At 48.3% G+C, this 24996-nt stretch carries 26 protein-coding genes and 3 tRNA genes; 8 read left to right on the top strand and 21 right to left on the bottom strand.

Annotated features, from left to right (window positions below; genetic code table 11):
* Positions 1 to 76: 76 nt before the first annotated feature.
* Positions 77 to 634 (top strand): COG2426 family protein, encoded by a 558-nt coding sequence (locus tag DET_RS03900; RefSeq protein WP_041223355.1) that lies wholly within the window; start codon positions 77 to 79, stop codon positions 632 to 634.
* 34 nt (positions 635 to 668) lie between these two features.
* Positions 669 to 745, top strand: a tRNA-Arg gene (locus DET_RS03905).
* Between the two features lie 387 nt (positions 746 to 1132).
* On the opposite strand, the gene hpt is transcribed toward DET_RS03905, so the two are convergent.
* The 8 genes from hpt to DET_RS03945 all read right to left on the bottom strand — a co-directional run bounded on the left by hpt (position 1133) and on the right by DET_RS03945 (position 10309).
* Entirely contained in the window at positions 1133 to 2554 is a 1422-nt protein-coding gene (hpt, locus tag DET_RS08880; RefSeq protein WP_080505022.1) for a hypoxanthine phosphoribosyltransferase, read from the bottom strand.
* Positions 2555 to 2662: 108 nt separating this feature from the next.
* On the bottom strand, positions 2663 to 3022 hold the full coding sequence (gene rplT / locus DET_RS03915) for a 50S ribosomal protein L20 (RefSeq protein WP_010936485.1): 360 nt from the start codon (positions 3020 to 3022) through the stop codon (positions 2663 to 2665).
* Positions 3023 to 3040: 18 nt separating this feature from the next.
* Positions 3041 to 3244, bottom strand: a complete 204-nt coding sequence (gene rpmI / locus DET_RS03920) for a 50S ribosomal protein L35 (RefSeq protein ID WP_010936486.1) — start codon at positions 3242 to 3244, stop codon at positions 3041 to 3043.
* Complete coding sequence (gene infC / locus DET_RS03925) at positions 3237 to 3794, bottom strand: translation initiation factor IF-3 (RefSeq protein ID WP_197702149.1); 558 nt, start codon at positions 3792 to 3794, stop codon at positions 3237 to 3239. The genes rpmI and infC overlap by 8 nt, the downstream gene beginning before the upstream one ends.
* A 66-nt stretch (positions 3795 to 3860) precedes the next feature.
* The gene (gene thrS, locus DET_RS03930) at positions 3861 to 5609 is read right to left on the bottom strand and encodes a threonine--tRNA ligase (RefSeq protein WP_010936488.1); all 1749 of its coding nucleotides are present in this window, start codon (positions 5607 to 5609) and stop codon (positions 3861 to 3863) included.
* A 126-nt stretch (positions 5610 to 5735) separates the two neighbouring features.
* Positions 5736 to 8267, bottom strand: a complete 2532-nt coding sequence (locus DET_RS03935) for a hypothetical protein (protein ID WP_010936489.1) — start codon at positions 8265 to 8267, stop codon at positions 5736 to 5738.
* 140 nt (positions 8268 to 8407) lie between these two features.
* Positions 8408 to 9814, bottom strand: coding sequence for a hypothetical protein (locus tag DET_RS03940; protein ID WP_010936490.1), 1407 nt, complete (start codon positions 9812 to 9814; stop codon positions 8408 to 8410).
* Between the two features lie 410 nt (positions 9815 to 10224).
* Positions 10225 to 10309 (bottom strand) — tRNA-Leu (locus tag DET_RS03945).
* A 97-nt stretch (positions 10310 to 10406) separates the two neighbouring features.
* On the opposite strand from DET_RS03945, the gene DET_RS03950 reads away from it, so the two are divergent.
* Together DET_RS03950 and DET_RS03955 are read left to right on the top strand one after the other, a co-directional pair.
* A complete protein-coding gene (locus DET_RS03950; RefSeq protein ID WP_010936491.1) occupies positions 10407 to 10775 on the top strand; it encodes a zinc ribbon domain-containing protein in 369 nt (122 codons plus the stop codon).
* Positions 10776 to 10785: 10 nt separating this feature from the next.
* Positions 10786 to 11448 (top strand): YggS family pyridoxal phosphate-dependent enzyme, encoded by a 663-nt coding sequence (locus tag DET_RS03955; RefSeq protein ID WP_010936492.1) that lies wholly within the window; start codon positions 10786 to 10788, stop codon positions 11446 to 11448.
* On the opposite strand, the gene DET_RS03960 is transcribed toward DET_RS03955, so the two are convergent.
* Together DET_RS03960 and def are read right to left on the bottom strand one after the other, a co-directional pair.
* Positions 11445 to 12104, bottom strand: a complete 660-nt coding sequence (locus DET_RS03960) for an MtnX-like HAD-IB family phosphatase (protein ID WP_010936493.1) — start codon at positions 12102 to 12104, stop codon at positions 11445 to 11447. The two genes, DET_RS03955 and DET_RS03960, sit on opposite strands and share 4 nt — an antisense overlap.
* Positions 12105 to 12126: 22 nt before the next feature.
* The gene (gene def / locus DET_RS03965; RefSeq protein ID WP_010936494.1) at positions 12127 to 12630 is read right to left on the bottom strand and encodes a peptide deformylase; all 504 of its coding nucleotides are present in this window, start codon (positions 12628 to 12630) and stop codon (positions 12127 to 12129) included.
* Positions 12631 to 12755: 125 nt separating this feature from the next.
* Between def and DET_RS03970 the strand changes: the two genes are divergently transcribed.
* Positions 12756 to 12832: transfer RNA gene (locus DET_RS03970), tRNA-Pro, on the top strand.
* Between the two features lie 83 nt (positions 12833 to 12915).
* On the opposite strand, the gene heR is transcribed toward DET_RS03970, so the two are convergent.
* The 3 genes from heR to DET_RS03985 are packed head-to-tail and all read right to left on the bottom strand — an operon-like array spanning position 12916 to position 14842.
* Entirely contained in the window at positions 12916 to 13719 is an 804-nt protein-coding gene (heR, locus tag DET_RS03975; protein ID WP_010936495.1) for a heliorhodopsin HeR, read from the bottom strand.
* Between the two features lie 52 nt (positions 13720 to 13771).
* On the bottom strand, positions 13772 to 14173 hold the full coding sequence (locus DET_RS03980) for a DUF2177 family protein (RefSeq protein ID WP_010936496.1): 402 nt from the start codon (positions 14171 to 14173) through the stop codon (positions 13772 to 13774).
* 9 nt (positions 14174 to 14182) lie between these two features.
* Entirely contained in the window at positions 14183 to 14842 is a 660-nt protein-coding gene (locus tag DET_RS03985; protein ID WP_010936497.1) for a dienelactone hydrolase family protein, read from the bottom strand.
* A 212-nt stretch (positions 14843 to 15054) separates the two neighbouring features.
* Between DET_RS03985 and DET_RS08705 the strand changes: the two genes are divergently transcribed.
* Complete coding sequence (locus DET_RS08705; RefSeq protein ID WP_010936498.1) at positions 15055 to 15219, top strand: hypothetical protein; 165 nt, start codon at positions 15055 to 15057, stop codon at positions 15217 to 15219.
* Positions 15220 to 15291: 72 nt separating this feature from the next.
* Here the strand turns inward: DET_RS08705 and DET_RS03990 are convergent, their stop codons facing one another.
* Positions 15292 to 17418 (bottom strand): sodium-translocating pyrophosphatase, encoded by a 2127-nt coding sequence (locus DET_RS03990; protein ID WP_010936499.1) that lies wholly within the window; start codon positions 17416 to 17418, stop codon positions 15292 to 15294.
* 185 nt (positions 17419 to 17603) lie between these two features.
* Between DET_RS03990 and DET_RS03995 the strand changes: the two genes are divergently transcribed.
* Complete coding sequence (locus DET_RS03995; RefSeq protein WP_010936500.1) at positions 17604 to 17834, top strand: hypothetical protein; 231 nt, start codon at positions 17604 to 17606, stop codon at positions 17832 to 17834.
* A gap of 75 nt (positions 17835 to 17909) precedes the next feature.
* Here DET_RS03995 and DET_RS04000 read toward each other — a convergent pair whose 3' ends face one another.
* The 4 genes from DET_RS04000 to DET_RS04015 all read right to left on the bottom strand — a co-directional run bounded on the left by DET_RS04000 (position 17910) and on the right by DET_RS04015 (position 21452).
* Entirely contained in the window at positions 17910 to 18239 is a 330-nt protein-coding gene (locus DET_RS04000) for a DUF4870 domain-containing protein (RefSeq protein WP_010936501.1), read from the bottom strand.
* Between the two features lie 73 nt (positions 18240 to 18312).
* A complete protein-coding gene (locus tag DET_RS04005) occupies positions 18313 to 19455 on the bottom strand; it encodes a site-2 protease family protein (protein ID WP_010936502.1) in 1143 nt (380 codons plus the stop codon).
* A gap of 29 nt (positions 19456 to 19484) precedes the next feature.
* On the bottom strand, positions 19485 to 20282 hold the full coding sequence (gene greA / locus DET_RS04010) for a transcription elongation factor GreA (RefSeq protein WP_041223356.1): 798 nt from the start codon (positions 20280 to 20282) through the stop codon (positions 19485 to 19487).
* Between the two features lie 30 nt (positions 20283 to 20312).
* Positions 20313 to 21452 (bottom strand): NAD(P)/FAD-dependent oxidoreductase, encoded by a 1140-nt coding sequence (locus DET_RS04015; RefSeq protein ID WP_010936504.1) that lies wholly within the window; start codon positions 21450 to 21452, stop codon positions 20313 to 20315.
* A gap of 130 nt (positions 21453 to 21582) precedes the next feature.
* Here DET_RS04015 and DET_RS04020 point away from each other — a divergent pair, with 130 nt between their 5' ends.
* Positions 21583 to 21819 (top strand): hypothetical protein, encoded by a 237-nt coding sequence (locus DET_RS04020; RefSeq protein WP_010936505.1) that lies wholly within the window; start codon positions 21583 to 21585, stop codon positions 21817 to 21819.
* Here DET_RS04020 and DET_RS04025 read toward each other — a convergent pair.
* From DET_RS04025 to thiC, 3 genes are read right to left on the bottom strand one after another with little or no spacing between them, the layout of a single operon-like run.
* Positions 21808 to 22548 (bottom strand): CPBP family intramembrane glutamic endopeptidase, encoded by a 741-nt coding sequence (locus DET_RS04025; RefSeq protein WP_010936506.1) that lies wholly within the window; start codon positions 22546 to 22548, stop codon positions 21808 to 21810. The genes DET_RS04020 and DET_RS04025 overlap by 12 nt on opposite strands.
* Complete coding sequence (locus tag DET_RS04030; RefSeq protein WP_010936507.1) at positions 22541 to 23653, bottom strand: site-2 protease family protein; 1113 nt, start codon at positions 23651 to 23653, stop codon at positions 22541 to 22543. The genes DET_RS04025 and DET_RS04030 overlap by 8 nt, the downstream gene beginning before the upstream one ends.
* A gap of 36 nt (positions 23654 to 23689) precedes the next feature.
* A complete protein-coding gene (thiC, locus tag DET_RS04035; RefSeq protein ID WP_010936508.1) occupies positions 23690 to 24985 on the bottom strand; it encodes a phosphomethylpyrimidine synthase ThiC in 1296 nt (431 codons plus the stop codon).
* Positions 24986 to 24996: the final 11 nt, after the last annotated feature.

Below are 24996 nucleotides of genomic sequence, written 5' to 3' on the forward strand. Positions count from 1 at the left end.
ACTGGCATAGCCGTATTTGTTAGAGTTGTCAGAGACAGCGGGCATATAAAATGCCAAAAGGAGTTATAAAAAGGACTTGTCGTCAGAATTTTGGCTTAGTTTGGGGTTGCCGCCGGAGTTACTGGTTTTTCTGGTGTCGGCCGTGCCTGTTTCTGAGTTGCGCGGGGCTTTGCCGCTGGCTATAAATGTGCTGGGTATACCCTGGTATTGGGCGTACTTGATTGCACTGGCAGGAAACTTGCTGCCGGTGCCCTTTATATTATTTTTACTGGAGAAGGTTCTGGCTCTGCTTGGGCATTTTGCTTTTATCCGAAAATTTACCGACTGGATTGTTGATTTGGGTAAAAAAAGAAGCGCCCCGGTTGAAAGATATAAACGCATCGGGTTACTGTTGTTAGTCGCAGTTCCCCTGCCCTTTACCGGAGCGTGGACAGGCTCATTGGTTGCGGTGGTGCTGGGTCTTGACCGCAAAGAAGCTTTGATTTACATCAGTTTAGGAGTGGTTGTGGCGGGAGTGGTGGTTACCTGTTTGTGTTTGCTGGGATGGTTTGGGGCTCTGATGGCGGGGTTGGTGCTTAGCGGGGTTGCAGTTTTCCGTATGATGAATTCCAGAAAACCGCCTTGTTTAACTTGACCTTAAAAGCGCTAAAATGGTAGCATTTCATCGTGTCCCCGTAGCTCAGCTGGATAGAGCAACTGCCTTCTAAGTAGTGGGTCGAGAGTTCGAATCTCTCCGGGGACGCCACTCTGAACCACTCCCCTCCCCGGCTTTTGCATAAAAATATTTTCAGTCTACTTCAGGCGTCATCTATATCAAATAACTAATAGATTTGCGAATATTAAACTAATTAAGGGTGTATGAGAAAGCCCTTTCCGGCTGTACTCTTGTAAATAGTTTTAAATACGGTTGCTGGTGTATCAACTGGTATGTCATATTAAAACTGTCCCAGGTGACCGAAGCAATGGTGACGGAAACTGACCCAGATAACCTTAGTAAGTTCTACCAGAATACGGAGCTAGGTAATCTAAAGAGCCCTCTCTGAGGATTGTCAAGAAACTGGGTGGGTAGAAACCGAAAAGGAGCTCCAAGGTTAAAACGTCCCGAATGCATAGGCTACCTGGGGCGGCTATTTTAGCAGGGTTTATTATCCGGGGTTTCTTTTATACCGGGTATGCCTATAAACGGCAGGTTGCGGTATTCTTCATGGTAATCCAGCCCATAACCAACTACAAATTCATCCGGCAGTTCAAAGCCCACGTAGTCTATCTTTATGTCAATCAGCCGTCTTACCTTGCGGTCAAGCAGAGTACAAACTTTTAGGCTGGCTGGATTTTTAGACCTGAGGTGGTTTAACAGATAGTTCAGGGTTATACCTGTATCCACAATGTCTTCAACCAGCAGCACATCTCTGCCTGCTACTTCCAAATCCATATCTTTGGTTATGCGTACCATAGATGCGTTGCTACCGCTGTAATAGGATATAGTCATAAAATCTATATCCAGCGGAACGGCTATCTGGCGTATCAGGTCTGCCATAAAGCAGATAAAACCCCTTTGCACCCCTATAAGTATCGGGCGGCTATCCCGGTAATCATCGGAAATCTGGCGTGCCAGGCTGGACACCCTTTCAGATATATCCTGAGCAGTATAAAGCACCCTATCTATGCCGTGGGCTCTGGTCTGGGCTAACGGGCCGCAGCCGTATTTAGCCAGCAGACGGGCATAATCATTTTTATATAGCAGGCTTATTTTTATATCCGGATAAAGCTCCCGAAGCAGCTTGAGTTTATGGTTTTTGGTGGTGACCAGACTTTGTTTCAGGGTGGTCAGCTCTATATACATATCCATCCCCGGAAGGTAAAAATCAGGGGTGAACATTTCAGTCACCTGTTCGCCTTTCCAGCTAAGCGGGAAAGAACGGGGTTCGTATATCCACTCTATATTATAAAAATCCAGCAGGCGGGCAAATTCAGCTTCGCTCTGGTGGGCAAAGCTGACATTTCGGGCTATTTTCAGGTCTGAAGCGGGTAATGGGACGGTTTTATCCCAACTAGTTGTGCTCACAGGCAAAGTGCCAAATGCCAAAGAGATTATACGTGCCATATTTTCGGCGAAATTTATATCCTGCTGACTGAATTCATAAGAATCTTTACAGTAAAACCTGAGGCTGCCGATAACTTTTTCCTGATGGATAACAGGACTGCCCAGGATAGAAGAAAAACCGGCCTTTGCAGCCATCTGTGGAAACTGGATACGGCTATCGTTCTGTGTGTCTGTTATGCTGACAGTTTGAGTGCCTGAGGTTTCGCCTATACTTTTGGCGGCTGAGAGGACACCTTTGTGGAGGTAGAACTGGGGCAGACCGAAAGAAATATTATGGGACAGCTTCTGTCCGGCTGTATCTATAAGGAGAAATGATACAGCACAATGGCTGGCCCGTGCCGCCAGCCGGATAATCCCCTCCAGCTTTGCTTTCAGTTCAGCTTGGGTATTCAGGCTCTGAATTGACCGGCTAACGGCCTTGTAAAAAGCCCGCTCTTTGTTCAATCCCATCCTCTCTTGGCACAATTGTAAAATGGCAGGTGGGGTATGTCAATTTAATAAAATGGAAAAACCGCTGCCTGAGAGCAGCGGTTAATAATCCGTCTAATGGGTTTTAATTTAGTTTGCTTTAGCAGCAGCGGCTTTAGCGGCCACAGCGGCAAATGCAACGCTGTCAGATACGGCCATGTCAGCCAAAACTTTGCGGTTGATATCAATACCGGCAGTTTTAAGGCCGGACATGAGTTCGCCATAAGTCAGCCCTTCGGCTCTGGCAGCCGCATTTATACGGGTTATCCAGAGTCTGCGCATATCACCTTTGCGTGCGCGTCTGTGGGCAAAGGCATAGCTCATGGCATGAACCATGGACTCATGTGCCCGCTTGAACAGCGAATGTCTGGCTGAAGCGTGGCCTTTGGTTAAGGCCAGTACTTTTTTATGTCTTTTATGTGTGGCTATGCCACCTTTAATACGTGCCAATGTAATACCCCTCCCTAGTTAGCTTACACCATACGGAATTAACTTTTGAATACGAGCCCTGTCCACACCAGCTACCTGAGACATTTCGTCAAACTGGCGGCGTACTCTGGCGGATTTATTACGGCGCAGGTGGCTCTTCATGCCCTTGCTGCGCATAATCTTGCCGGTACCGGTTACATGAAAGCGCTTTGCAGCAGTCTTTCTGGTTTTCATTTTAGGCATTAGCGGTTTCCTGTCCTTCCTTTACCTTGGTCGCCTTAGCAGGTGCTTTAGGCAAAAGTGTTAAATGCATTCTGGATCCCAGTAATGAAGGTTGCCCTTCTATAGTAGCAATATCAGTCAGGGAGTCAGCCATTTTCTTAAGTAATTTCAGCCCCAGCTCAGCATGGGTTATTTCCCGTCCCCGGAACATAACAGTCAGCTTTACTTTGTCTCCGCATTCCAGCTGTTTGCGGGCAGAGCGGGCTTTGGCATCAAAATCATGTTCGCCAATCTTGGGACGCACACGTATCTCTTTTAATAGAGACACTTTCTGTGTTTTTTTAGCTTCACGATCCTTCTTGGTTTGTTCAAAGCGGTATTTACCGTAATCCATCAAACGGCACACGGGGGGCACCGCTGTAGGAGCAACTTCAACCAAATCAAGATTGATTTTTCTGGCCTGTTCCCGGGCCTGCAAAATCGGCAGAATTCCTAACTGCTCGCCTTTATCGCCTACCAAGCGACACTCCCGGGCAGTTATCTGATTATTGATGCGCAGTTCCTTAAATATTCCTGGCTACCTCCTTAACGGACACGCGTCTATTCTGGCAAAATATACCACAGTTCAGCTAGGTAATCAAATCTCGGTAGACTTGGTTTTTATTTTATCAATCAGCATAGATTTGAACTCTGCAAAGGGCATTACACATTGGCTGCCGCTGCGGGTTCTAATGGAGACACTCTGTGTTTCAATCTCTTTGTCACCCACTACCAGCATATAGGGTATTTTGGCAAGCTGAGCCTGGCGGATTTTCTGGTTCATGGTTTCCGAGCGGTTATCTACCTCTACCCTAACCTCTTCTTCCCTGAGTTCACAAGCCAGTTTTTCAGCAAATTCACTATGCCGGTCTGCAATTGGTATCAGCATAACCTGCTTTGGTGACAGCCAGACCGGGAAGGCACCGCCGTATTGTTCGGTCAGGCAGGACATAAAGCGTTCCATACTGCCCAGTACTGTGCGGTGAACCATGGCTACCGGCTGGTCTTTACCGTCCTCACCGACTACACTTACATCAAACCGCTCCGGCAGCTGGAAATCTACCTGGATGGTTGGGCCTTGCCAGGCACGTCCTAAGGCATCTTCAAACTTTATGTCAATCTTCGGACCGTAGAAAACACCCTCTCCGGGGTCTACCTGATAAGCAATCTGGTTGGATTCCAGTGCCTTGGCCAAAATGTCAGTGGCATATTCCCATTTATCCAACTCCCCTACGTATTTTTCGGGGCGGGTGGAAAGCATAACCTTGTATCTTGTAAAGCCGAAGGTATCAATCATGAATTTAGCCAGGTCAAGCACCTTGACTACTTCTTTTTCCAGCTGTTCATACAAACAGAAAATATGGGCGTCATCCTGGGTAAAGCCGCGCACTCTTGAAAGCCCGTGCAGTACCCCGGAACGTTCATAGCGGTACACAGTGCCCAGTTCAGCCATGCGGATAGGCAGCTCTTTGTATGAGCGGGTGCGGTTTTTGAACATAAGAATATGGTAAACACAGTTCATGGGCTTAAGTACATATTCCTCGCCGTCAATATCCATGGGGCTGTACATATTCTCACGGTAAAAGCCCCAATGCCCGCTTGTTTTCCAGAGGTCTACTTTGGCTATATGGGGGGTATAAACCAGACTATAACCCCGTTTAAGGTGTTCTTTCTTCCAGAATTCCTCAATCAGGTGGCGTACTATAGCGCCGTTGGGCAGCCAGTTTACCAGCCCGCCCCCTATTTCCTGATGGAGTGAGAAAAGTTCCAGCTCTTTGCCCAGTTTGCGGTGGTCGCGTTTGGCAGATTCCTCAAGCATATTCAGGTATTCAGCCAGAGAGGCTTTATCCAGGAAAGCTGCCCCGTATATGCGCTGCAGCATGGGGCGTTTTTCATCACCCCTCCAGTAAGCACCGGCAATAGATAAAAGCTTAAACGCCTTTACCTTGCTGGTGTAGTTAACGTGAGGTCCGCGGCAGAGGTCACAAAGGTTCCCCTGGCGGTAAACACTTACAATTTCATCAGGAATATCATCTAAAAGTTCCAGTTTATACGGCTGGTCGGCAAAAAGCTTTCGGGCTTCATCTTTAGACATTTCTTCACGCCTGAAAGGAAGATTAGCCTTTACCAGCTGGTTCATTCTGGTTTCTATTTCCGGCAGGTCTTCGGGTGTGAGGGTGCGGGGTAAGTCAAAATCATAGTAAAAACCGGTATCAATAGCCGGCCCTATGCCAAGCTTGGCCTCAGGAAACATGGACAAGACCGCTTCAGCCATAATATGGGCGGCGGAGTGACGCATGATTTCAAGGTCGCTTATGGGCTTTGCTTCGTCTATTTGGTTGGCCATAAGATTCACCTCTAATCTAAATAAAAGCCTCTCACCCACCGTTTCCGGTTAATGAGAGGCTTTTTCTCTCTTGGGTTAGCTTTTGTAACTAATTATACATGGGCTAAGCCAAATTAGGCAATATTATCAGATAAGCGCGCCGAAGGCGGTAGCCAGAAGTACGGCCGCAAAAACTATACTTAAGTTTATGATAACCAGGATTGAAATCCACTCCCAGCTGGTAAGGCGTTTGATAACAGCCTTGACCAGAGCTTCCTGAGCTTTGTTCATGGCTTCTTCGGCCGCCAGTTTGGCCGAATTGGCAATGCTTTCTGCTTTGGCACCGGCATCTTCGGCAGCACGGCGGGCTTTTTCAACCTCGGCGGCGGCTTTCATCTGGGCGTCACGCAGCATGGCTTCTGCCTGTGAGCGTGATATCCGGGCAAAGTCTTCGGCTGAACGCTTGGCCTCAATACCCACCTGTTCAGCCCTGTTTATTAGTTCCTGAATAATGCTCATAGAAGCATGTATGGCGGCATCACCGGCTTCGTCAGCCAGGATGGCTTTCTTGCGGGTTTCTTCAGCTACCTTGAAGCCTGACTTGGCGGATTCCTTAGCGGCATAACCGGCATCTTCAGCCCGTTTGGCAATATCACCGCTGACTCTGGTTGCGGCTTCAAGAGCTTCATCTCCGGCTATTTCGGCTAGAGAAGCTTTACGGGCAGTTTCTTCAGCTAACTGAAGGGCGGCAGTAGCCGCCATTTTGGCTTTGCGTCCGGCTTCATCTGCCTTGCGGGCACTGTCAGCATCTTTTCGGGTATTGGCGGCAGCAGTGGCTTCCTTAGCGGCAGCAGTGGCTTCAGTGGCATTATTCCCGGCTTTATTTGCAGCCAGAATAGTTTTATCAAGTTCTGTCTTGGCAGCCAAAGCAATCTGGCTGGCCCGGACGGCAGTTGCCTCGGCAGCTTTTTTATTAGCCAGAGCAGTCTCTTTGGCAGCTAGAGCTACTTCGTCAGCCCGGTTGGTAGCTTCTTCGGCAGCCAATTTAGCCGCCTTGGCGGTATCTTCGGCCTTATAAGCAGCTTCCTCGGCTCTTAGGGCGGCGGCAGCAGCGGCAGAAGCCGCGGCGGCAGATGCCTCCTCTGCCCGGCGGGTGGCTTCTTCGGCGGCTAACTGGGCTTTTTTCGCTGCATCTTCAGCAGCTTTGGTTGCGGCTTTTACCGCTTCGTCAGATGCCAGTTTGGCAGCCGCAATAGCCTCTTCGGCTTTCTTTGTAGCGGCAGCGGCGGCAGCTTCAGCCCTCTTGGCAGCTTCACTGGCCGCATTTGTAGCATTGGCAGCCGCCAGTTTAGCAGCTTCTCCGGCGGTTTTAACTGCTTCATCAGCTTTTTGAGTGGCAGCCAAAGCAGCCGCTTCGGCTCTCTTGGCAGCTAAGTCGGCAGCCTTTATGGCTTCCTCTGCCTTTTGGGTGGAAAGCATACTGGCAGTTTCGGCTTTTTTAGATGCTTCAGAAGCAGCAGCCTCGGCTTTACGGGCGGCATCTTCAGCTACTAAAATGGCTTTTTCTGCCGAAGATTTGGCGGCGGCAACAGCGGCTTCTGATTTCATGGCCGCAGACATGGCAGCTTCACTGGCGGTGGCTATTGCCTCGGCCGCAGCTTTCTTAGAGGCTAAAAGTACCTCTTCTGCTTTTAAGGTAGCGGCTTTAGCAGCCGCTTCGGCTCTCAGGGCTGCATCACTAGCGGCTTTTATAGCTTGTTCAGCCGCAGATTTAGCAATAGCACTGGCTTCCTCTGCTTTTTTGGCCGCGGCCTGAGCGGCGGCAGTCGCCATGGCGGCAGCTTCTTTGGCGGCCAGACTGGCAGCTTCGGCTCTTTTGGCTGCTTCGCTGGCAGATTTCATAGCATTTTCGGCTGCATTGGTAGCCGCTAAACTGGCAGCTTCGGCTTTACGGGCGGCTTCTTCAGCTTTGAGTACAGCTTCGCGCGAAGCATTGCTGGCCTCTTCGGCAGTTTTTCTGGCTAAGGCAGAGGCCTGTTCGGCTCTATGGGCAGCTTCTTCGGCGGCGTTGGTGGCCAGTTCGGAAGCCTGAATAGCGGCAATAGTGGCATCTTGAGCTTCGCGAATAGCTTTTTCAGCTGCTTGACGGGCATTTTCACCGGCATCTTCAGCCCTTTGGGCGGCAGATTCGGCTATAAGCATGGCGTTGTCTGCTGCATCACGGGCGGCCTGGCTGGCAGCTTCAGCTCTTCTGGCAGCTTCTTCCGCTACCTTTTTAAAATCATCAGCTGCTTTGGCAGCCCCTCTTTCGGCATCTTCGGCTTTACGTGAAGCCAGTTCAGCGGCTTTCAGGGCTTCATTGGCAGCGTTAGTAGCTAACTTAGCAGTTTTTTCGGCGGCGGCGGCAGCTTCTGCTGCAGCACGGGTTGCGGTTTCAGCCGCTTTTTCACCGGCTAACCGGGCATCTTCAGCCCGTTTTTCAGCCAGATTGGCAGCATGGGTAGCACTTTCAGCGGCTTTACCGGCGGTAATGGCGGCTTCTTGTGCCCTGCGGGCAGCTTCGGCAGCCGCGCGTATATTGGCATCCATTTCGTCCAGAATTTGAGGTAAAGGCTTAGTTAAAATCTTGGGTTGGGCAACAGGCTCATTATTTGAAGAAATGTTTTTCTTTCCTTCCATTTTTAGATTCCTCTCACCAGTATTAGGTAAAAAACCTAAAGCCTCCCAGCCGGATTAAACGGTTGAGAGGCTTTCGTATCAGGTTTGACCACCACGAAGCCATTATATCATTCGTGGCGGACCATCAACAAGATATTTTATTAGAGCAAAGCACCCAGAGCAGTAGCAATAAGTACTGCCGCAAATACTATACTAAGGTTAATTACTACCAGGATTACAATCCACTCCCAGCTGGTAAGGCGTTTGATGACAGCTTTTACCAGAGCTTCCTCAGCTTTGGCAAGTGCTTCATCTGCTGCTTTGCGTGCGCTTTGGGCGACCTCTTCGGCTGTCTGCCTTACCCGCATTACCTCTGCCACCGCTCTGTCGGCAGCAGCTCTGGCAGTGGTTTCAGCACCGGTAGCCCGTTCGGCAGCGGCTTTGGCAGTAGCTTCAGCACCGGTAGCTCGCTCAGCGGCAGATTTGGCGGTGCTTTCAGCTCTGGTGGCTAGCTCCTGCAAGATGGACATCGCAGTCCGGATAGCATCATCGCCGGCTTTGTCTGCAGATACAGCTTGCTGAGCCATATTTTCGGCAATTTTGAAACCGCTTGCAGCTGATTCTTTGGCTATTCGTCCGGCTTCGTCAACTGCGTCGGCTAATTTACCGCTGACTTTAGTGGCTGCTTCTATAGCTTCATCTCCGGCCACATCAGCCATTTCGGCCTTGTGAGCCAGCTGTTCGGATAAATGTAAAGCAGATACGGCCATTTCTTTGGCTTTGCGCCCGGCATCATCGGCGGCTTTACCTGCTTCGGTAGTTAGTTTTATAGTAGCTTCTTTGCCGGCTGATTTGGCAGCCGCAATAGCGGCGGCAACTTCATCACTGGCTTTTTCCGCTTGCTTAATAAGTCTCTCAAGAGCTTCTTTGGCAGCTTTGGCAATTTCTTCAGCCCTGATGGCTGTTTGTTCGGCGGCTCTCTGGGCAGCTAAGGCAGCTTCTTTTGAAGAACGGGCAACCTCATCTGCTTTGGCGGTTGCTTCTTCGGCTGCATATATGGCAGCTCTGGCTGTTTCTTCAGCGCTTCTGGCAGCTTCTTCGGCACGTCTGGCAGCTTCTTCAGCGGCCAAACTGGCTTGGGCAGCTGCTTCGGCGGCCGAAGCTCTGGCTTTTTCACTGGCATCGTCAGCAGCTTTTTTGAAGGTTTCGGCGGCTTTTACGGCAGCCTTATCAGCCTCAACTGAACGCAAAATAGCTTCCTGGGCTTTTGAGGCGGCTTCAGCCGCTTTTGCGACTGCTTCGGCAGCAGCTTTTTGGGCTACTGCAGCTGCATTTTCACCTGCAAGCCGGGCATCCTCCGCCCTTTTTTCGGCTACTTCTGCGGCATGCATAGAAGTACCGGCGGAGGCACTTGCTTGTTTTGCTGCTTCCTCTGCGCGTCTGGCAGCTTCCGCAGCGGCGCGGATATTAGCCTCCATTTCGTCCAGAATAATGGGCAGAGGCTTGGTCATAATTTTGGGACCGGGCTGGTCTACATGCTGACCCAGAGTAGGGCTTTTATTCTCCATTTTATCCTCTTTCCTTGGCCGGCTAGTAGTACCAATGCCACAAATAACCGTTGCCAAAAACTACATATAGCTCTGACAATCAAAACGAACTATTAAACAAGCAAGTACTTATATATAACTCATGTGTAGTCTAATCTATGCTCAATCCAGAGTCAATACGAAAGTATGAGTAGATAAGAATAAATTCTATTATGTAAAGCGAAAAGCTGGATTTGATTTGCGGTAGTTTAAGGGCAGATGGGTAAATATATTACCAGCCAAATATTGTAAATAATTAAATATTTAAGTAGATGATAATGGAATAAAGGTAAATATAACCTTGAATGCGGATAGCGGCTGATTCCTCGGGAAGGCAATGAGAGAGAGTATACCCTGGTGATTTAGATTTAACAGGTATTTAGAGTGGTGTGTGGTGGGGAAGCGGGGACTCGAACCCCGACGCCTTTCGACACATGATCCTAAGTCATGCCCGTCTGCCAATTCCGGCACTCCCCCGCTGTGAGAGTACATATTAACATTTTAGGCTTGGCCTCTCAACCTGATAATAAATAACCGGTTTGACAAGCAGGCTTTTCCATTATAACATCACTTGATGATTGTACTGTTTGGAAATAAAGCATATTACGATATTTTGGGATACATGGTCACTACCTGTCCGGGCTGTAAGACTACTTCGGTAATGACTGTTGAACAGCAGCGCAAAAAGCTCACGGTTTATTTTATCCCCACCTTTGATTTTTCCCGCAAGCAATACATGTATTGCGGCCATTGCCATGAGCGGTTTGAAATTGATAAAAGTCTCCAATCTACAGTGAAAGCCCGCCTGCTGAGTAAAAAGCAGATGGAAAACTTGATACAGCAACTGGAAATGGAAACACCCCGGTACGAGTGTGCTAATTGCGAAGCCAGAGTGGAAGCCGGTATGCGTTTCTGTCCTCAATGCGGAAATAGCCTGGGCTAAGGTTGAAAATATGTACGAAGATATTACTCGGAACATAAGGGACATACTGGCTGAGCTGCCGCCTGATGTGACACTTGAAGCGGCTGTCAAAAAACGCCAGCCGGCTGAAATACTGGCGGCTATAGAGGCCGGGGTAAAGATAATTGGGCATAACTATCTATCCGAAGCGGAGCAAACTTACCCGCTTATAGGGGAAAAGGTTGAGTGGCATTTTATCGGCAAGCTTCAGTCAAACAAATGCAAAAAAATTGTCCGTTTGTTTTCGGTGGTTGAAACGGTGGATAGTTTTGAAATAGCCTCCGAGTTAAACCGCAGAGCTGCCGAAATTGACAAGGTTTTATCTGTGTTTATAGAGATAAACAGCGGACGGGAAGAACAGAAATCAGGGGTATTGCCGGAAGATACCGTGGAACTGGCAAAGCGGTTATCCGGCTTGTCAAATCTCAGGCTTTCAGGGCTTATGACTATGGGGCCGGCACTGGAAGACCCTGATGAACTGCGTAGCGTATTCCGCCTGACTAAAAACAAGTTTGATGAAATAGCCGCTATGGGTTTGCCTAATACCGAGCTTAAGTTTCTTTCCATGGGCATGTCGGGCTCTTATAAAGTGGCCGTTCAGGAAGGAACTAATCTGGTCAGGCTGGGCACGCGTATTTTTGGCCCCCGACCCTAACGGGGCAGTGCTTTTAAGTGGAATACGATATCGTGCAGGTCCTGAAAAGGATAGCAGGGCAGATTACTCTGCTTAAAACGGTCAAGCAGCATATCGGTAGCAAAGGCGTATTCACATAGCTTGGCCGGCGGAAAATCAGAAGGGCCGTTACCGGCATAAATTACCTGGTAATTTTGTGATTTATAGTGGTTGGTATAGCTCTCTTTAAAGCCGTTTTCTACCATTTTGCCGTCAGGCCCGTAATAACGGGCATCTAGGCCGTTGCTGGTGAAAAGCGTGCGGGCGGCATTTATCTCAATATCTTTAAATCCCATTTCTTCCAGCATGGTATGAATATAAAAATCTAAGCCGTTACTTACCACCGAAAAGCGGATATCTTCCTGGCGGCAGTAGTTGATAAGTTCGTAAATGCCCTTCTTGGGTATGGCATTCTTGCGGATAAAATCAACCAGTGTTTCACGGTCTTCTTTTACCAGGGCGAAAGCCCGGTAATTAAAGTCACCTACGCTTATCTTGCCCTCTTGGTATTCACGCAGAATAGCACACCAGTCACCCTGGGCATATTTCTCAAGTATTAAAAAGCTTACATCCCCTTCGGTAAGGGTGCCGTCAAAATCACTCTGGAACATTATTTTAGGTTTATGAGCAACGGGCATATATGTTTATCCTGTTCATCTGCTAATCACGGATTTCTTCGGGTATTTCATCTTCCGGCTGTATCTCATGCAGTTTTTCTTCACTCTCAAGGTGGTCTATATAAAGTATTCCGTCCAGGTGTTCGGTTTCATGTTCCAGCAGCTGGGCAACAACACCGGTACCTTTTATGCGGAAAGCCTTACCGTGGCGGTCAAGCCCCTTGGCAGTGACAGTTTCGGCTCTGGTAAGTTCACCAAAATAACCTGGAATGGAAAGGCAGCCTTCGGTCACCTGTCTCTGCCCTTCTTTTTTCACAATCTCAGGGTTAATAAGCACTGTGGCTTCTTTAGCGTCCGGTTCGCGGAAAACTATCAGCCTTAGAGATACGCCTACCTGCGGGGCAGCAAGCCCTGCTCCGTCAGCGCTCTTCATGGTTTCAATCATGTCATCAATGAGTGTTTGAATAGAGCCGTCAATAGACGGTACTTTTTTAGCCTTCTTCCTTAATATAGGCTCAGGCAACTCACAGATGCGGCGTATTGCCATGAAATTTCTCTCCGTTTATGCATTAGTTTTTGAAATTACCCTGTAATTATAGCATATTTAGCTTTGGCGGACAAAAAGTCAGACTTGCTCAAAGTTAAGCACTATGCTACCATATCTTGCACAGTCGGGGTGTAGCGCAGCCTGGTAGCGCACCTGAATGGGGTTCAGGTGGTCGGAGGTTCAAATCCTCTCACCCCGACCATTTTCTTTAAACGAAAGCCCTCTTTTAAAAGAGGGCTTTTTTATTGCCGGGTCAGCAAGTTTAGGATGCTTGTTCAGGCTCGTTTAAGAACCGCCTGCCAGTGCTCCTCCAAATACCTGCCAGGCCAGAGCTGTCTTGGCAGTAAGGCTCAGGAATATATAAACCTTCTCGCCAAACAGGTAATCCCGCCACTTGCCCACTTTCTTGTATTGCAGCCACATGTTTAGAGCAAAGCTGAAAAAGAAAACGAATAGAGTAGGCAGGGTAAAATAAACAAAGGTGGGTATATTTTCGCTGGCTTGCGATATTGCCCCGAAGAAATAAATACTTATAGCCACCCAGGGTATGAATCCGGCAAAACACCCGAAAGTGTATGAAAGCCAGTTGGTTTTGGATGTGGTCTGGTTATGAAGCTCCATCATCAGGCCAAACAGATTCATAGCAGCATTTGCCCCGAAAATTGCAATCAAAGTGGCTATATCATATATGCCGCTTAGCATGGCAATAAGTACAATCATAACAGACGAACTTAAGGCATATTCGTACCAGCGGGCGTAGTTAATCCCTTTTGATAAATTAGATTTGTACCAATCAAATATGCCCGGTGCAGATAACAGAAAATGGGCTGCGGCTGAAAGCAGCAGAAAAATGGCTACCATGGGGCCTATAGGCAGGTCAAAAAGTATTTCGGGTGGTTTAAAAGTAATCCCGCCGGGCCCGCCGCCGATAAAGTTAGTAGTAACCGGAAGTGAAAAACTGTTGCTGAGGAATAAGATAAGTATTGATTGGGCTAAATGGAAACTGCCCATGACAAGGTTATAAACCCGCAGATTCCTAAACGCTTGTGGCTGATTCAGCTCAGGCTGTTTTACTTTTTTGTTAGCCATATTACCTCCCGTCACCATTTACAGGTAAAAACAGGTAAACTCTCAAAAAAAGTTACAGGCTGTACAAAATGCCGCCTGTCAGTCCGGCGGCAGCACCCAGAAAAACCCCCCAGCCCATATCTACCAAAGCCATCTTCAGGCTGAAACTATTTAAAGTGGAATAATTAGTCAGGTCATGAACGCCGTAAGTAATAAAACCGAAAAGCCCGCCATAAGCCAGAGCGGCAAAAATATTGTCATCTGCCAAGGGCAAAGCCATAGTTACTATGCCCAAACTGAAAATCAGATAAACCAGTATGGCTGAAGGCCAGTCCGGTGACATACTCCCTCCGCTCCAGCGGGCAATGGAAGAAAGTTCGGTCACGTAAAATTTTTTGGCAATTAACCCAATCCAAATCATGTCCAGGACAAAGATAAGCACCAGTAATATCAGGTAGACCAGCAGACCGCTCATCTTTCCTCCTCAGGCCGTCTTTTCCATGTATTCTATAAACCAGCCGCCGGCCAGTTCGGCTACTTTTTCAAGTGCCCCTGGTTCTTCAAAAAGATGGCTGGCTCCCGGTAATATACACAGATGATTAGGAGCGCGCATTATCTTTTGGGCTTGAGTATTCAGTTTTAACACCTGAGAGTCCTTCTCCCCTACTATAAATAAAGTGGGGGATTCCACCATGGGCAGCAGTTCTTTGGCAAGGTCAGGCCGGCCTCCTCTGGAGACTACCGCTTTTATCTGTCCGGGCAGCAGCGAAGATGCGTAGAGCGCGGCGGCGGCTCCGGTACTTGCCCCGAAATATCCCAGCGGCAGGTCTTTGGTTTCTTCCCTGTCCTTCAGCATTTCGGTTACTTTTATAACCCTGTCTGCCAGAAAGCGGAAATTGTAGCGGGTATTGGCTATCAGGATATCCACCATATCTTCTTGGGGTGTCAGCAAATCAAATAAAAATGTAGCTAAACCGTAGCTGTTCAGCTGGTGGGCAACCTGACGGTTGCGGGGACTCTGGCGGTTTGAACCGGAGCCGTGCACAAATATCACCAGCCCTATGGGTTCCGGCGGTACAGCCAGCTCACCGGGCAGTTTGGTAGTGCCTATGACAACATTTATGGTTTTTTCGTATATCTGCATAAAAATTCCTGGCTATAGTATATGGCATTACTCTACCAAAGTCATTATAAATAAAGCAAAATTGTTAAGATATATTTAAAAATAGGTGTTTTCCCATAGTCCAAATAAGTACTAATACGCATTATCTTTAGCGGTCAATTATTGTAACCTTCTAACACAGACAGACTCTTTTCCTCACAGCGTTTGAGTCAATAAATATGGAGGAGGCCGAAATGAAAGTTACAATCAACGCCTGCCCCAAGTGCAAAAAGGAGAGGGTTATCAGGATAGAGGATGAAAATAACCTTTATGAGTATCGGGAAAGATATGTGCATCAAGATTGTGCCAAATGCCTAGCCAAGGAGATGGAATCTAAGGCAGTGGGTGCTGCAGCCTGACTATAGTATCACTTCAATAATAAAGCCCCCGGTTTTTCGGCCGGGGGCTTTTGATTTTGGTTAACTATTTTACTAGATAAAGAGGGGGGCCAGTACCAGAGTAATGGTGGAGAGTAACTTTATCAGTACGTGGATTGAAGGGCCGGCAGTATCCTTGAAGGGGTCACCTACCGTATCACCTACCACGGTTGCGGCATGAGTAACAGTATGTTTCATAACGGGGCTGCCGTCTGATTCAAGCATTTCGCCGGTTTCAATGTATTTCTTGGCATTATCCCAGGCACCGCCGGAGTTATTCAGATAAGCGGCCATCATAATACCGCTTATGGTGCCTACCATCAGGAATCCGGCAATGGCCATAGCGGAATCATATCCGGTCACCTTAAGGAAAATACCCAGCACAATGGGCGAAAGAACCGGAAGCAGTCCGGGGAAAATCATTTCACGCAGGCCGGCAGCAGCGGTTATATCTACTGCGCGGGCGTAATCCGGGCGTGAAGTCCCGGCCAGAATACCGGGGTCAGCCTTGAACTGGCGGCGTACTTCTTCAATAATCTTGGAGGCAGTTTTGCCTACGGCTTTGATAGCTACAGCAGAGAAGAAGAATACCAAGGCAACCGCCAGCAAGCCGCCTACAAATACTTCTATACGTGAAAGGTCTACCGCCATCATTTCGGTTTCGCCGCGAAGGAAGGCAACCCGCTCCAGGTAAGCCTCAAAGAGCAGGAAAGCAGCCAGACCGGCAGAGGCCAGAGCATAGCCCTTGGTCAAAGCCTTGGTAGTATTGCCTACGGCATCCAGATGATCGGTAATTTTCCTTACCTTGCCGCCTACTCCGGCCATTTCAATAACACCATTGGCGTTATCGGTAATGGGGCCGAATGTATCCATGGCAAGGATAAAGGGACAGGTCATAAGCATACCCATGGTAGCAGCGGCCGTACCGAACACAGCCCCGCCGGCGATACCTGTTTGACCGCCCATCCAGTAAGAAAGCAGCAGAGCGGCACCAATAGTAATGGCGGTGGGCATGGCGGTCTCAAGGCCGACAGCCGTACCGGAAACGATATTGGTAGCCGGACCGGTGCGTGAGGCATTGGCAATTTCTTTAACAGGGTTATAGCGGAATTCAGTGTAGTACTGGGTTATGAATACCATGGCTACACTGGTAAGAATACCGATAACGCCTGCGCCAAACAGCCACAGGTCGCCGCCGATAGTTTGGTTAGCTACGAAGAGGCCTATTATGGATAAACCCACAGCTGTAAAATAGCCGCGGTTAAGGGCATTCATGGGGCTTTCATTATCCTTACCGCGTACAAACATAATACCTACGATTGAGGCTATGATGCCGAAGGCACGGACAACCAGCGGGAAGAGTACCCAGGCAGCATTTCCGGTAGCCAGATAAAGGGTAATACCCAGAATCATGGCACCTATGTTTTCGGCAGCAGTAGATTCAAATAAATCAGCACCGCGGCCGGCGCAGTCACCTACGTTATCGCCCACCAGGTCAGCGATAACAGCGGCATTGCGGGGGTCATCTTCGGGGATGCCGGCTTCAACTTTACCCACCAGGTCAGCACCCATGTCAGCGGCTTTGGTGTAAATACCGCCGCCCAACTGGGCAAACAAGGCTACAAAGCTGGCGCCGAAACCGAAACCGATAATAAGATGGGGAGTTACTTCGGGGTTGCCGCCGTACATGTAATAGATGCCGGCAACGCCTAGCAGGCTTAGGGCAACAATAAGGAAACCGGAAACAGCCCCGCCTCTAATAGCTACGGTAACAGCTTCAGAGAGGCCGCCTTTTGCGGCAGCAGCGGCACATCTGAGGTTTGATTTAACCGAGATGTACATACCTATGATGCCAGAGATACCGGAACATAGAGCACCTGCCATGAAGGCGAGAGCAGTCCGCCAGGCGATACCGAAACCGGTTATGCCATAGGCTTCCAGTCCGCGTTCGCCACCTAGCAAACCAACCACTGCACCCACAGCTACTGCAGCCACGATGGCCAGAATAGCGATGGTGCGATACTGCCGCCTCAAGAAAGCTACAGCGCCTTCAAGAATACGGCCGGCAATATCCTGCATAGCCGGGGTACCGGAATCACGACGCATAACATCGCGAATCAGGTAGAGGGCAAATAGCACGGCAATAAGCCCTGCTGTCCACACCAACCAGGATAGATCCACAGTCTTCTCCCTTTCTTTTTTAATATTCTATTTTTAAACGCCGTAAGTATAAGTTATAAGTGCATTTTCGTCAAACATATAACCACCTTGAACTTAAGTGATATATATGTAACTTCACATCAGCAGGGTTAGTCATTTTACAAAGCCGGCTGTATTTTGATATAACTACCCGTCAGGAGACAGTTATGGGTATTGCCAGTTTTATAATAGGGCTTTTTAGTTTGGCCGGCATGGGTATAGGCTTAATTCCCTTGCTGGGCACGATAAATTTTTTCAATTTTTTTCTGGCTCTTATCGGTTTGGGATTAGGGGTTGGCGGTATGCTGCGCTCCCCCCGCCACCGCCTTAGCCTGTTAGGGATGGTACTTTGCGGGCTTTCTCTGGTGCTGGGGTTTATAAAATACATACTGGGCTGATATACAAGAACTTTCTGATATAAAAAGGCCAGACGGTGAAGTCTGGCTCAGTGTTATCCCCTGGTTTTTCAGAGGTTATTTATTTGCCCAGCGCTCGGCTATATCCCCTGCAATAGGCAGTTTATATTTGAACCCCTGTGCCGCTTTGACTATCAGGACTACCCACAATATGAATGAAAGAACGCTTATTACCCAGGTGATAAATACCCCCAGCACAGGTATTATGGTAAAAACCAGCCCGATAATCTGAAGTGAACCGAAAACCACCAGTGACTGATAGGCATGGAAGCGGACAAATTTATTATCCTTTTCAAGAATCAGGAATATAATAGCGGAAATCCAGGCGAGTACGTAACAAAGTAATCCGGCAACATTTTCCTGCAAACCGGTAGAGGTTTTGGTCATTAGTATCTCCTTTAATAATCTAGTTTAAGGCTATATTATTTTAAACTTGGCGTCAATATATCCGGATATATTTTTATTGTTTTACATCCGGCTGATTGGTTTCCATTTCCTGTCGCATCTGCAGGTATTCTATCAGGCTGGTACGGGAAATAATGCCTACCAGTTTGCCATCTGACAAAACCGGCAGTTGGTTAATATCTTTGGACTGCAGCATATTTACAACACTGCTCAGATTTTCTTCCGGAGCAACAGTTTGCAGCTTTTCAAGGGGGGTCATTACCTGCCGTACGTATGTCTGGCCAAGTTTATCTGTGGGTATTTTTTTAATATCACTCAGGCTTATCAGGCCAGTAAGTTGCCCGTTTTCAAATACCGGGAGTGCCCTTTGGTTAAGCGGCAATATATATTCGTGAAGTGTCTGATAGAGTGTTTTATCCGGGTCAATAGTTTTAAATTCACGCCGCATCACTCTGCTTACGTTTACTGCGCTGAGTATTTCCGAAATAACTGTTTGCTGGTATGACCCCTGGGCGGCTGTAGCCATGAACCAGCCTATCAGCGCCAGCCAGAGGCCGCTTATTCCTATACCCAGGAAAGCAATGGCAATGCCCCCGAATATTAGCAGGTAAGCAAAACCCAGCCCCACTCTGGCGGCAATTCGGGTTGCTTTTTTGATGCTGTTTGAGGCATTCCAGATAATAGCTCTGAGTACCCGCCCCCCGTCCAGGGGGAAACCGGGAATAAGGTTGAAAATGGCCAGCATGGCATTTATCTGAGCCAGGTACAGGAATACTCCGCTGGCTAAAGTGGCATCTAAAGCGGAAAAAACAGCCTCGAAAGCCCAGAATACCAGTGCCAGTATAATGCTGACTGCCGGACCGGAGATAGCCATGCGGAATTCGGCTCCGGGGTTATCCGGTTCTTTGGTCAGGTTTGAAACCCCGCCGAAGATAAACAATGTTATGCTTTTAACCGGTATCCCGTGGCGTATAGCTACAATAGAGTGTCCCAGCTCATGGGCTAAAACCGAGCCGAAAAGCAGCAGACAGCTTGTAATACCCAGTACCCAGGCGGTAAGGGGGCTTATATTTTCATCTATTGCGGGGTAATAAGCTACTGCCAGAGACCAGCTGAGCAGGGCAAAGATGATAAGCCACGAAACATGAATGCCTATCTCTATGCCCAGAATCCGCCCAAGCTTGAAAGAGGATTTCACGGTCTCCCTCCGTTAGCTGTAAGGAGTTATTAAAAGCTTATATCTTCTATTATATATTGTAAAGTGCCTGAAGGCACTTCTATTTCTATCTGTTCCCCCTTGTTCCGGTTAAAGACAGCCTTGCCAATGGGTGAAGAGGCTGATATTTTGCCTTTTAAGGGTTCTATTTCTTTGGGGCTTACCAGAGTATAGGTACAGCATTCGCCGTTTTTCGGGTCACGGAGTTTTACGGTGCTGCCCATATTCACTTTTGAAGTGTTGGTGTCTGTATACTCACTGACGTCGGCGTATTTCAGTTCGTGTTCTATTTCTTTTATGCGCCCTTCTATCTGTCCGCGCTGTTCTTTGGCGGCATGGTAAGGGGCATTTTCCCTCATATCTTTATCCATAGCGGCCAGACGCATTTCTTCAATAACATCAATCCGTTTGACCTTAAGCGTGCTAAGTTCATCTTCCAGCTTTTTGTATCCGCTGGCGGTCATGGGTATTTTTTCAACCACGGTCTGGCTGGCGCGGGAGGCAGATTTGCGGGAGGCCAGTTTCTTTATCTTTATGTGTGAAGAAAGATTGTAATCCACCCAACCCTGTTCGTTCAGGTATGTCAGGAAAGCCCGGATGGACTGGAGTTTGGCGGATATTTCCTTGTCAGAAGATGAGATACACTCAGGGTAGCGGGATACCTCAATAGCGGTCAGGCGGCAGACTAGCTTGTCTTTGCCGCACCAGCGGGTAAAGTGAACCAGCGAGTTCTGATTTATCTTTTTGTGGCTGTTATCGCTAAGGTATTGGTTTAATGCTTCATCAAGGTTAATGCCGCTGTTTTGCATAAAAGTTTTGATTGACTCCGATTTTCTTTTTTAGCTGCGGATAAGGTCAAGCGGGTTTTTTAAGAGGTGGGCAAAGGCTTTGCCATGCCAGTCAAACCCCAGCTGACTTTTTGCAGCCATCTTATCAATCATACCATTTACGGCACATTTTTTAAAAATCTGTTCAATCAAATAGTCATTCAGCCCGGCATATATCCGGTTGAGCATTCTGCCGGCGGATAGTTCAAATCCGATAAGGGATTTCCAGCCTTTCTCATATTCGGACATCTCGGCTTTGGAAAGGTTACCGGTTTTTATTTTTTTATCCAGACAGGATATTGCCAAATCGGCACATAGCAGGCCGAAATAAATTCCTCCCCCTGTAGTGGGTTTAAGCTGGCCGGCAAAATCACCTACTGCCAGTATTCTGTCTCCGAAGCTGGCCGAAAGATTGCCTGCCGGAACCTGGCGGCAGGTATAGCGGATATGGCCAGGGGGTATCAAATTGCGTTGATGCAAAACATTATGTAATCCAGACCAGCATTCATGCGGGTTTGTTTGGGTAAGCAGCCCTATTTTGGCGGTATGGTCATCTATGGGGCTTAGCCAGCCAAAATAGGCCTTGGATATGGCGTTGCCGGTAAAAAGCTCCAAGCCGGATGGTGCGGAAATATGGCTTTCGGCCTGCAAGCCGAAGGCAAAGTGCTTTATTTCTCCCAGTCCGGCTGCCCGGCTGAGCTCAGTATTATATCCTGCGGCCAGAACAGCGGCTTTGGCAAAGAAAGTTTGCCCTCCTTTGGTGGTTATGCGGATACCATTACCTGTGTTTTCAAGTCCGTTTACCTGGCAGCCGAAATTTGTCTGCACCCCGCAGTTTATGGCCTGTTTTAGTAAACCAGCCTGAAATCCGCTCCTATCCAGCATTATGGCCTGGGGTGTATCCCGCTTGAGCAGTAACTTTTGCCCGTTTGGTGAATATACAACCGCTTCCGAAAATATATTTTGTACGTGTTCGGACTCAAAGCCATATTTTGCGGCGCACTCTGTGCTGATTAAGCCCGTACAGCAAACCTGTTTTGCCATCTCCGGCCTTTTTTCCAGCAGCCTTACTTCGTAGCCGCGCTGAGCCAGACACTTGGCGGTGTATATCCCTACCGGCCCTGCCCCTATTACCAATATATCCTTATTCACAAAATATATTATCCATTTTTCAGGCAAAAAAGACAATTGGCAATAATAACACAAAAGAGTATTGTGCTAAATCTAAAATAACGTTATAATAAAGGACAAAAGTATAAAATTATGCTTGGCAGAGGGGTATATGATCGTAACCGTAACCAGTGTGGTTATTGCTACTGCAACAGGTACGGCGGCAGTTATAGGCGGTGTCTCGCTGGCTTCTCTGATAGCTTTTTTGATTGCCCGGGAGATGGCACTGGCCAGAAAATCCGCTTTTTCCATAAGGGTAGCCCGCTACCTGGGTATCAGTATTTTTCCCCTGTTTCTGGTGATGGGTGTTATTGTGATTTCCCGTATAATGGAAACATTAGCCCAGTAACAGCGGCGCTACCGCAAAGAGTATAGTATTTGTTATCCCGTGCGCCAGGGTTACTCCCAGTATAGAGCCTGTCTTTTTGACCAGATAACCGAAGAAAACTGCCACTCCGAATACAAATACTATATCTGCTATAGATAAAAATCCGGTATGGAGCACGGCAAATATCAGGCTTATATAAATAATACCTTTTGAGCCGAATGACTCCAGGGCTGCTTTCTGTAAAATGCCTCTGAATATCAGTTCCTCTACAAACCCTGTGGTGAGCAGAAGTATTGTGGCGGGTAATATCAGGCTGTTCCAGCTTAAAGTATCTATAATGGCATCAGGTTTCAAAATAGCATATTCGGCAAATCCCAGCCCTATCCCCGTCAGGCCTATCAGTATCTGTACCGGTATTTTCCCCCAGCTGAGGCCGATATCTTTAAAAGTATATTCCAGTATTCTGGCCACTATGACCGCGCCTATAAGTAATGGCAGGTAAATAACAGGATACCACCATATCTGCGGTATATCCCCAAGGGGCATAGCCAGGCTGATTATCCGTATCAAGGCTACCAGTGAAAGTGCCAGAATAAGCCGGTCTGGGTGAAAGCGGTTAGTTCTGGCAACCTGTACGATAATGCCAAATAGCAGACAAATATACAGGCCCAAACCTAAAAGCGGGTGTAAGACTACGGTGACAAGTTCGGCGGCGGTGATTAATAACAGGTAAATGAGGGCGCTAAGCATTGGTAAAGCCCTTGTCCGCCGCTTTGTTTACATATGCTATGAAACTGTCCAGAGTAATAAAACCGGTTTGAGTGTCTTCACCTGCCAGCCTGACTATCTCTATATCATCCTCATTCATGCGGCGGGCAATATCCAGAGCATTTTCCTCCGGCGGTATGACCGGTATTTGGCTGATGGGAGTATATAGTTCAGCTAAGGGCTTGGATTTAAGACTGTCCGTGTTTTTCAGGTTGTGCCGGTTTATTATACCTGCCAGCCCGTTTTCATCTTCAACCAGTATATATGATTTATCCGTGCGGTTTGCAAAGTCAGCCCAAAGCTGATTGGATTTGGCACTGGGCATACCCGTATCCAATATCTCAGCCGGAGATACCCTCTTTAAGAACTGCTGCAGGGTATACTGGCGGAAACTGGTGCGGGCGGTATCAGATAAATACCAGCCCAGCAGTCCCAGCCAGACACCGGACAGCCAGTCCTGAGTGCGGATTACGATAAATATTCCGGCCGCTATAAAAAGATAACCGAATATCTGGCCTGCTATGGTTGAAATGCGGGTGGATTTGGTCAGGTCTTTGGTTTGCTGCCAGAAGGCTGCCCGGAGAATACGCCCGCCGTCCAGGGGGAAGCCGGGAATCAGGTTAAATACCGCCAGTATCAGGTTAATCTGAGCCAGCCAGTAGTTCATTACGGCCAGTTCAGGGCTTTGTCCGTTAAGGTTTATATACAGAACATAAAATATTCCTGCCAGTACCAGACTTGAAGCCGGTCCGGCCAGTGCCATTTTAAATTCGCTTCCGGCAGTTTCCGCTTCTTCACTCATATTGGCAGCCCCGCCGAATATAAACAGGGTTATGCTTTTTACCTGCATTCCGTTTGCCCTGCCGACCACACTGTGGGCAAGTTCGTGGACAATTACCGATGCAAAAAACATCAAACTGGTGGCAAGCCCCATAACCCAAAGCTGGAGGCTGGAAGTACTCTCCAGAATATCAGGAAATACCTGGGTTGCCAGAAATACGGACACCAGCCCGAAAATTATGAACCAGCCGTAATGAAGGCGAAACTGGATGCCGAAAAGCTTGCCTATATTTATGCCCTGTTCCATATCACCTGACAATCTTATAAAAAAATTTATCTTATGCTAGCACCGCGAGACCGAAACGCCAAGATGTTTTTCCGCCAGTTCCATGGCGCAAAAGTCTCCGCACATACTACAGGCTTTGCCTTTGGTTTTAAAGCGGTCACGGGTAAGCTTGGCGTGTTCCGGGTCAAGTGAGAGATTAAGCTGGCTATCCCAGTCCAGTTTTTTACGGGCAATGGCCATCTGCCGGTCACGTTCTGCTGCCCCGTTTACCCCCTTTACAATGTCAGCGGCATGGGCGGCAATGCGTGAGGCAATCACCCCGTTTCTTACGTCGGTAACATCCGGCAGAGACAGATGTTCAGCCGGGGTAACGTAACACAGAAAATCAGCCCCGGCGGCTGCCGCTACAGCCCCGCCGATAGCCCCGGTAATATGGTCATATCCGGGGGCAATATCTGTCACCAGCGGGCCAAGAACATAAAAGGGGGCGTCTTCGCAGACGGATTTCTGCAATCTTATATTGGCCTCTATCTGGTTCAAAGGCACATGCCCGGGACCTTCCACCATGACCTGCACTTCGGCTTCTCTGGCTCTTTTTACCAGTTCACCCAGCACCAGCAGTTCAGCTACCTGGGCGCGGTCTGTTGCATCTGCAATACAGCCGGGGCGCAGCCCGTCTCCCAGGCTCAAAGTAACGTCATATTCGCGGCAGATATCCAGCAGATGGTCAAAATGTTCATAAAGCGGGTTTTCTGCCTGATGGAATACCATCCAGCCGGCGGTGAAAGTACCCCCGCGGGAAACTATATCGGTAAGCCTGCCCTGCCCTTTAAACGTATCTATAACCTGGCGGGTAACCCCGCAATGTACGGTTACAAAATCTACCCCTTCTTTGGCCTGGGATTCTATTGCGCTAAACAGGTCGTCAGCTGTCATCTTTACCATAGCCCCGTAACGGTCTTTGGCTTCCACAGCTGCCTGATAGACAGGCACAGTCCCCAGCGGAAGGCAGGTATTTTTCAGTATAGACTGGCGGACTGAATTTATCTTGGGGCCGGTGGAGAGGTCCATTATGGTATCGGCACCCGCCATTTCGGCCATTTTAAGTTTTTCAACCTCACTTTCCACCGTACCAAAGTCTGTGGAGGTGCCTATGTTGGCATTTACCTTAGTGGAAAGCCCCTTGCCTATGCCGCACAGTTTCAGGTTTTTCCGGAGTTTGTTAGCCGGTATGACAATATTCCCGTCAGCTACACCTTGGCAGATAAACTCCGGCGGTAGTCCTTCAATTTTGGCTATAGCTTTCATTCCGGGAGTGATGATGTTTTTTCGGGCTTGCTTGAGTTGGGTCATGATTTTCCCCT

The sequence above is a fragment of the Dehalococcoides mccartyi 195 genome, from assembly GCF_000011905.1.
Lineage (GTDB): Bacteria > Chloroflexota > Dehalococcoidia > Dehalococcoidales > Dehalococcoidaceae > Dehalococcoides > Dehalococcoides mccartyi.

What these genes read in the sequence shown, in the direction of transcription:
- hpt (WP_080505022.1), bottom strand. Translation starts at nt 2,554, where the DNA reads ATGGGATTGAACAAAGAGCGGGCTTTTTACAAGGCCGTTAGCCGGTCA.
- rpmI (WP_010936486.1), bottom strand. Translation starts at nt 3,244, where the DNA reads ATGCCTAAAATGAAAACCAGAAAGACTGCTGCAAAGCGCTTTCATGTA.
- thrS (WP_010936488.1), bottom strand. Translation starts at nt 5,609, where the DNA reads ATGGCCAACCAAATAGACGAAGCAAAGCCCATAAGCGACCTTGAAATC.
- DET_RS03935 (WP_010936489.1), bottom strand. Translation starts at nt 8,267, where the DNA reads ATGGAAGGAAAGAAAAACATTTCTTCAAATAATGAGCCTGTTGCCCAA.
- DET_RS03940 (WP_010936490.1), bottom strand. Translation starts at nt 9,814, where the DNA reads ATGGAGAATAAAAGCCCTACTCTGGGTCAGCATGTAGACCAGCCCGGT.
- DET_RS03950 (WP_010936491.1), top strand. Translation starts at nt 10,407, where the DNA reads ATGATTGTACTGTTTGGAAATAAAGCATATTACGATATTTTGGGATAC.
- DET_RS03955 (WP_010936492.1), top strand. Translation starts at nt 10,786, where the DNA reads ATGTACGAAGATATTACTCGGAACATAAGGGACATACTGGCTGAGCTG.
- DET_RS03960 (WP_010936493.1), bottom strand. Translation starts at nt 12,104, where the DNA reads ATGCCCGTTGCTCATAAACCTAAAATAATGTTCCAGAGTGATTTTGAC.
- def (WP_010936494.1), bottom strand. Translation starts at nt 12,630, where the DNA reads ATGGCAATACGCCGCATCTGTGAGTTGCCTGAGCCTATATTAAGGAAG.
- heR (WP_010936495.1), bottom strand. Translation starts at nt 13,719, where the DNA reads ATGGCTAACAAAAAAGTAAAACAGCCTGAGCTGAATCAGCCACAAGCG.
- DET_RS03980 (WP_010936496.1), bottom strand. Translation starts at nt 14,173, where the DNA reads ATGAGCGGTCTGCTGGTCTACCTGATATTACTGGTGCTTATCTTTGTC.
- DET_RS03985 (WP_010936497.1), bottom strand. Translation starts at nt 14,842, where the DNA reads ATGCAGATATACGAAAAAACCATAAATGTTGTCATAGGCACTACCAAA.
- DET_RS08705 (WP_010936498.1), top strand. Translation starts at nt 15,055, where the DNA reads ATGAAAGTTACAATCAACGCCTGCCCCAAGTGCAAAAAGGAGAGGGTT.
- DET_RS03995 (WP_010936500.1), top strand. Translation starts at nt 17,604, where the DNA reads ATGGGTATTGCCAGTTTTATAATAGGGCTTTTTAGTTTGGCCGGCATG.
- DET_RS04000 (WP_010936501.1), bottom strand. Translation starts at nt 18,239, where the DNA reads ATGACCAAAACCTCTACCGGTTTGCAGGAAAATGTTGCCGGATTACTT.
- greA (WP_041223356.1), bottom strand. Translation starts at nt 20,282, where the DNA reads ATGCAAAACAGCGGCATTAACCTTGATGAAGCATTAAACCAATACCTT.
- DET_RS04020 (WP_010936505.1), top strand. Translation starts at nt 21,583, where the DNA reads ATGATCGTAACCGTAACCAGTGTGGTTATTGCTACTGCAACAGGTACG.
- DET_RS04025 (WP_010936506.1), bottom strand. Translation starts at nt 22,548, where the DNA reads ATGCTTAGCGCCCTCATTTACCTGTTATTAATCACCGCCGCCGAACTT.
- DET_RS04030 (WP_010936507.1), bottom strand. Translation starts at nt 23,653, where the DNA reads ATGGAACAGGGCATAAATATAGGCAAGCTTTTCGGCATCCAGTTTCGC.
- thiC (WP_010936508.1), bottom strand. Translation starts at nt 24,985, where the DNA reads ATGACCCAACTCAAGCAAGCCCGAAAAAACATCATCACTCCCGGAATG.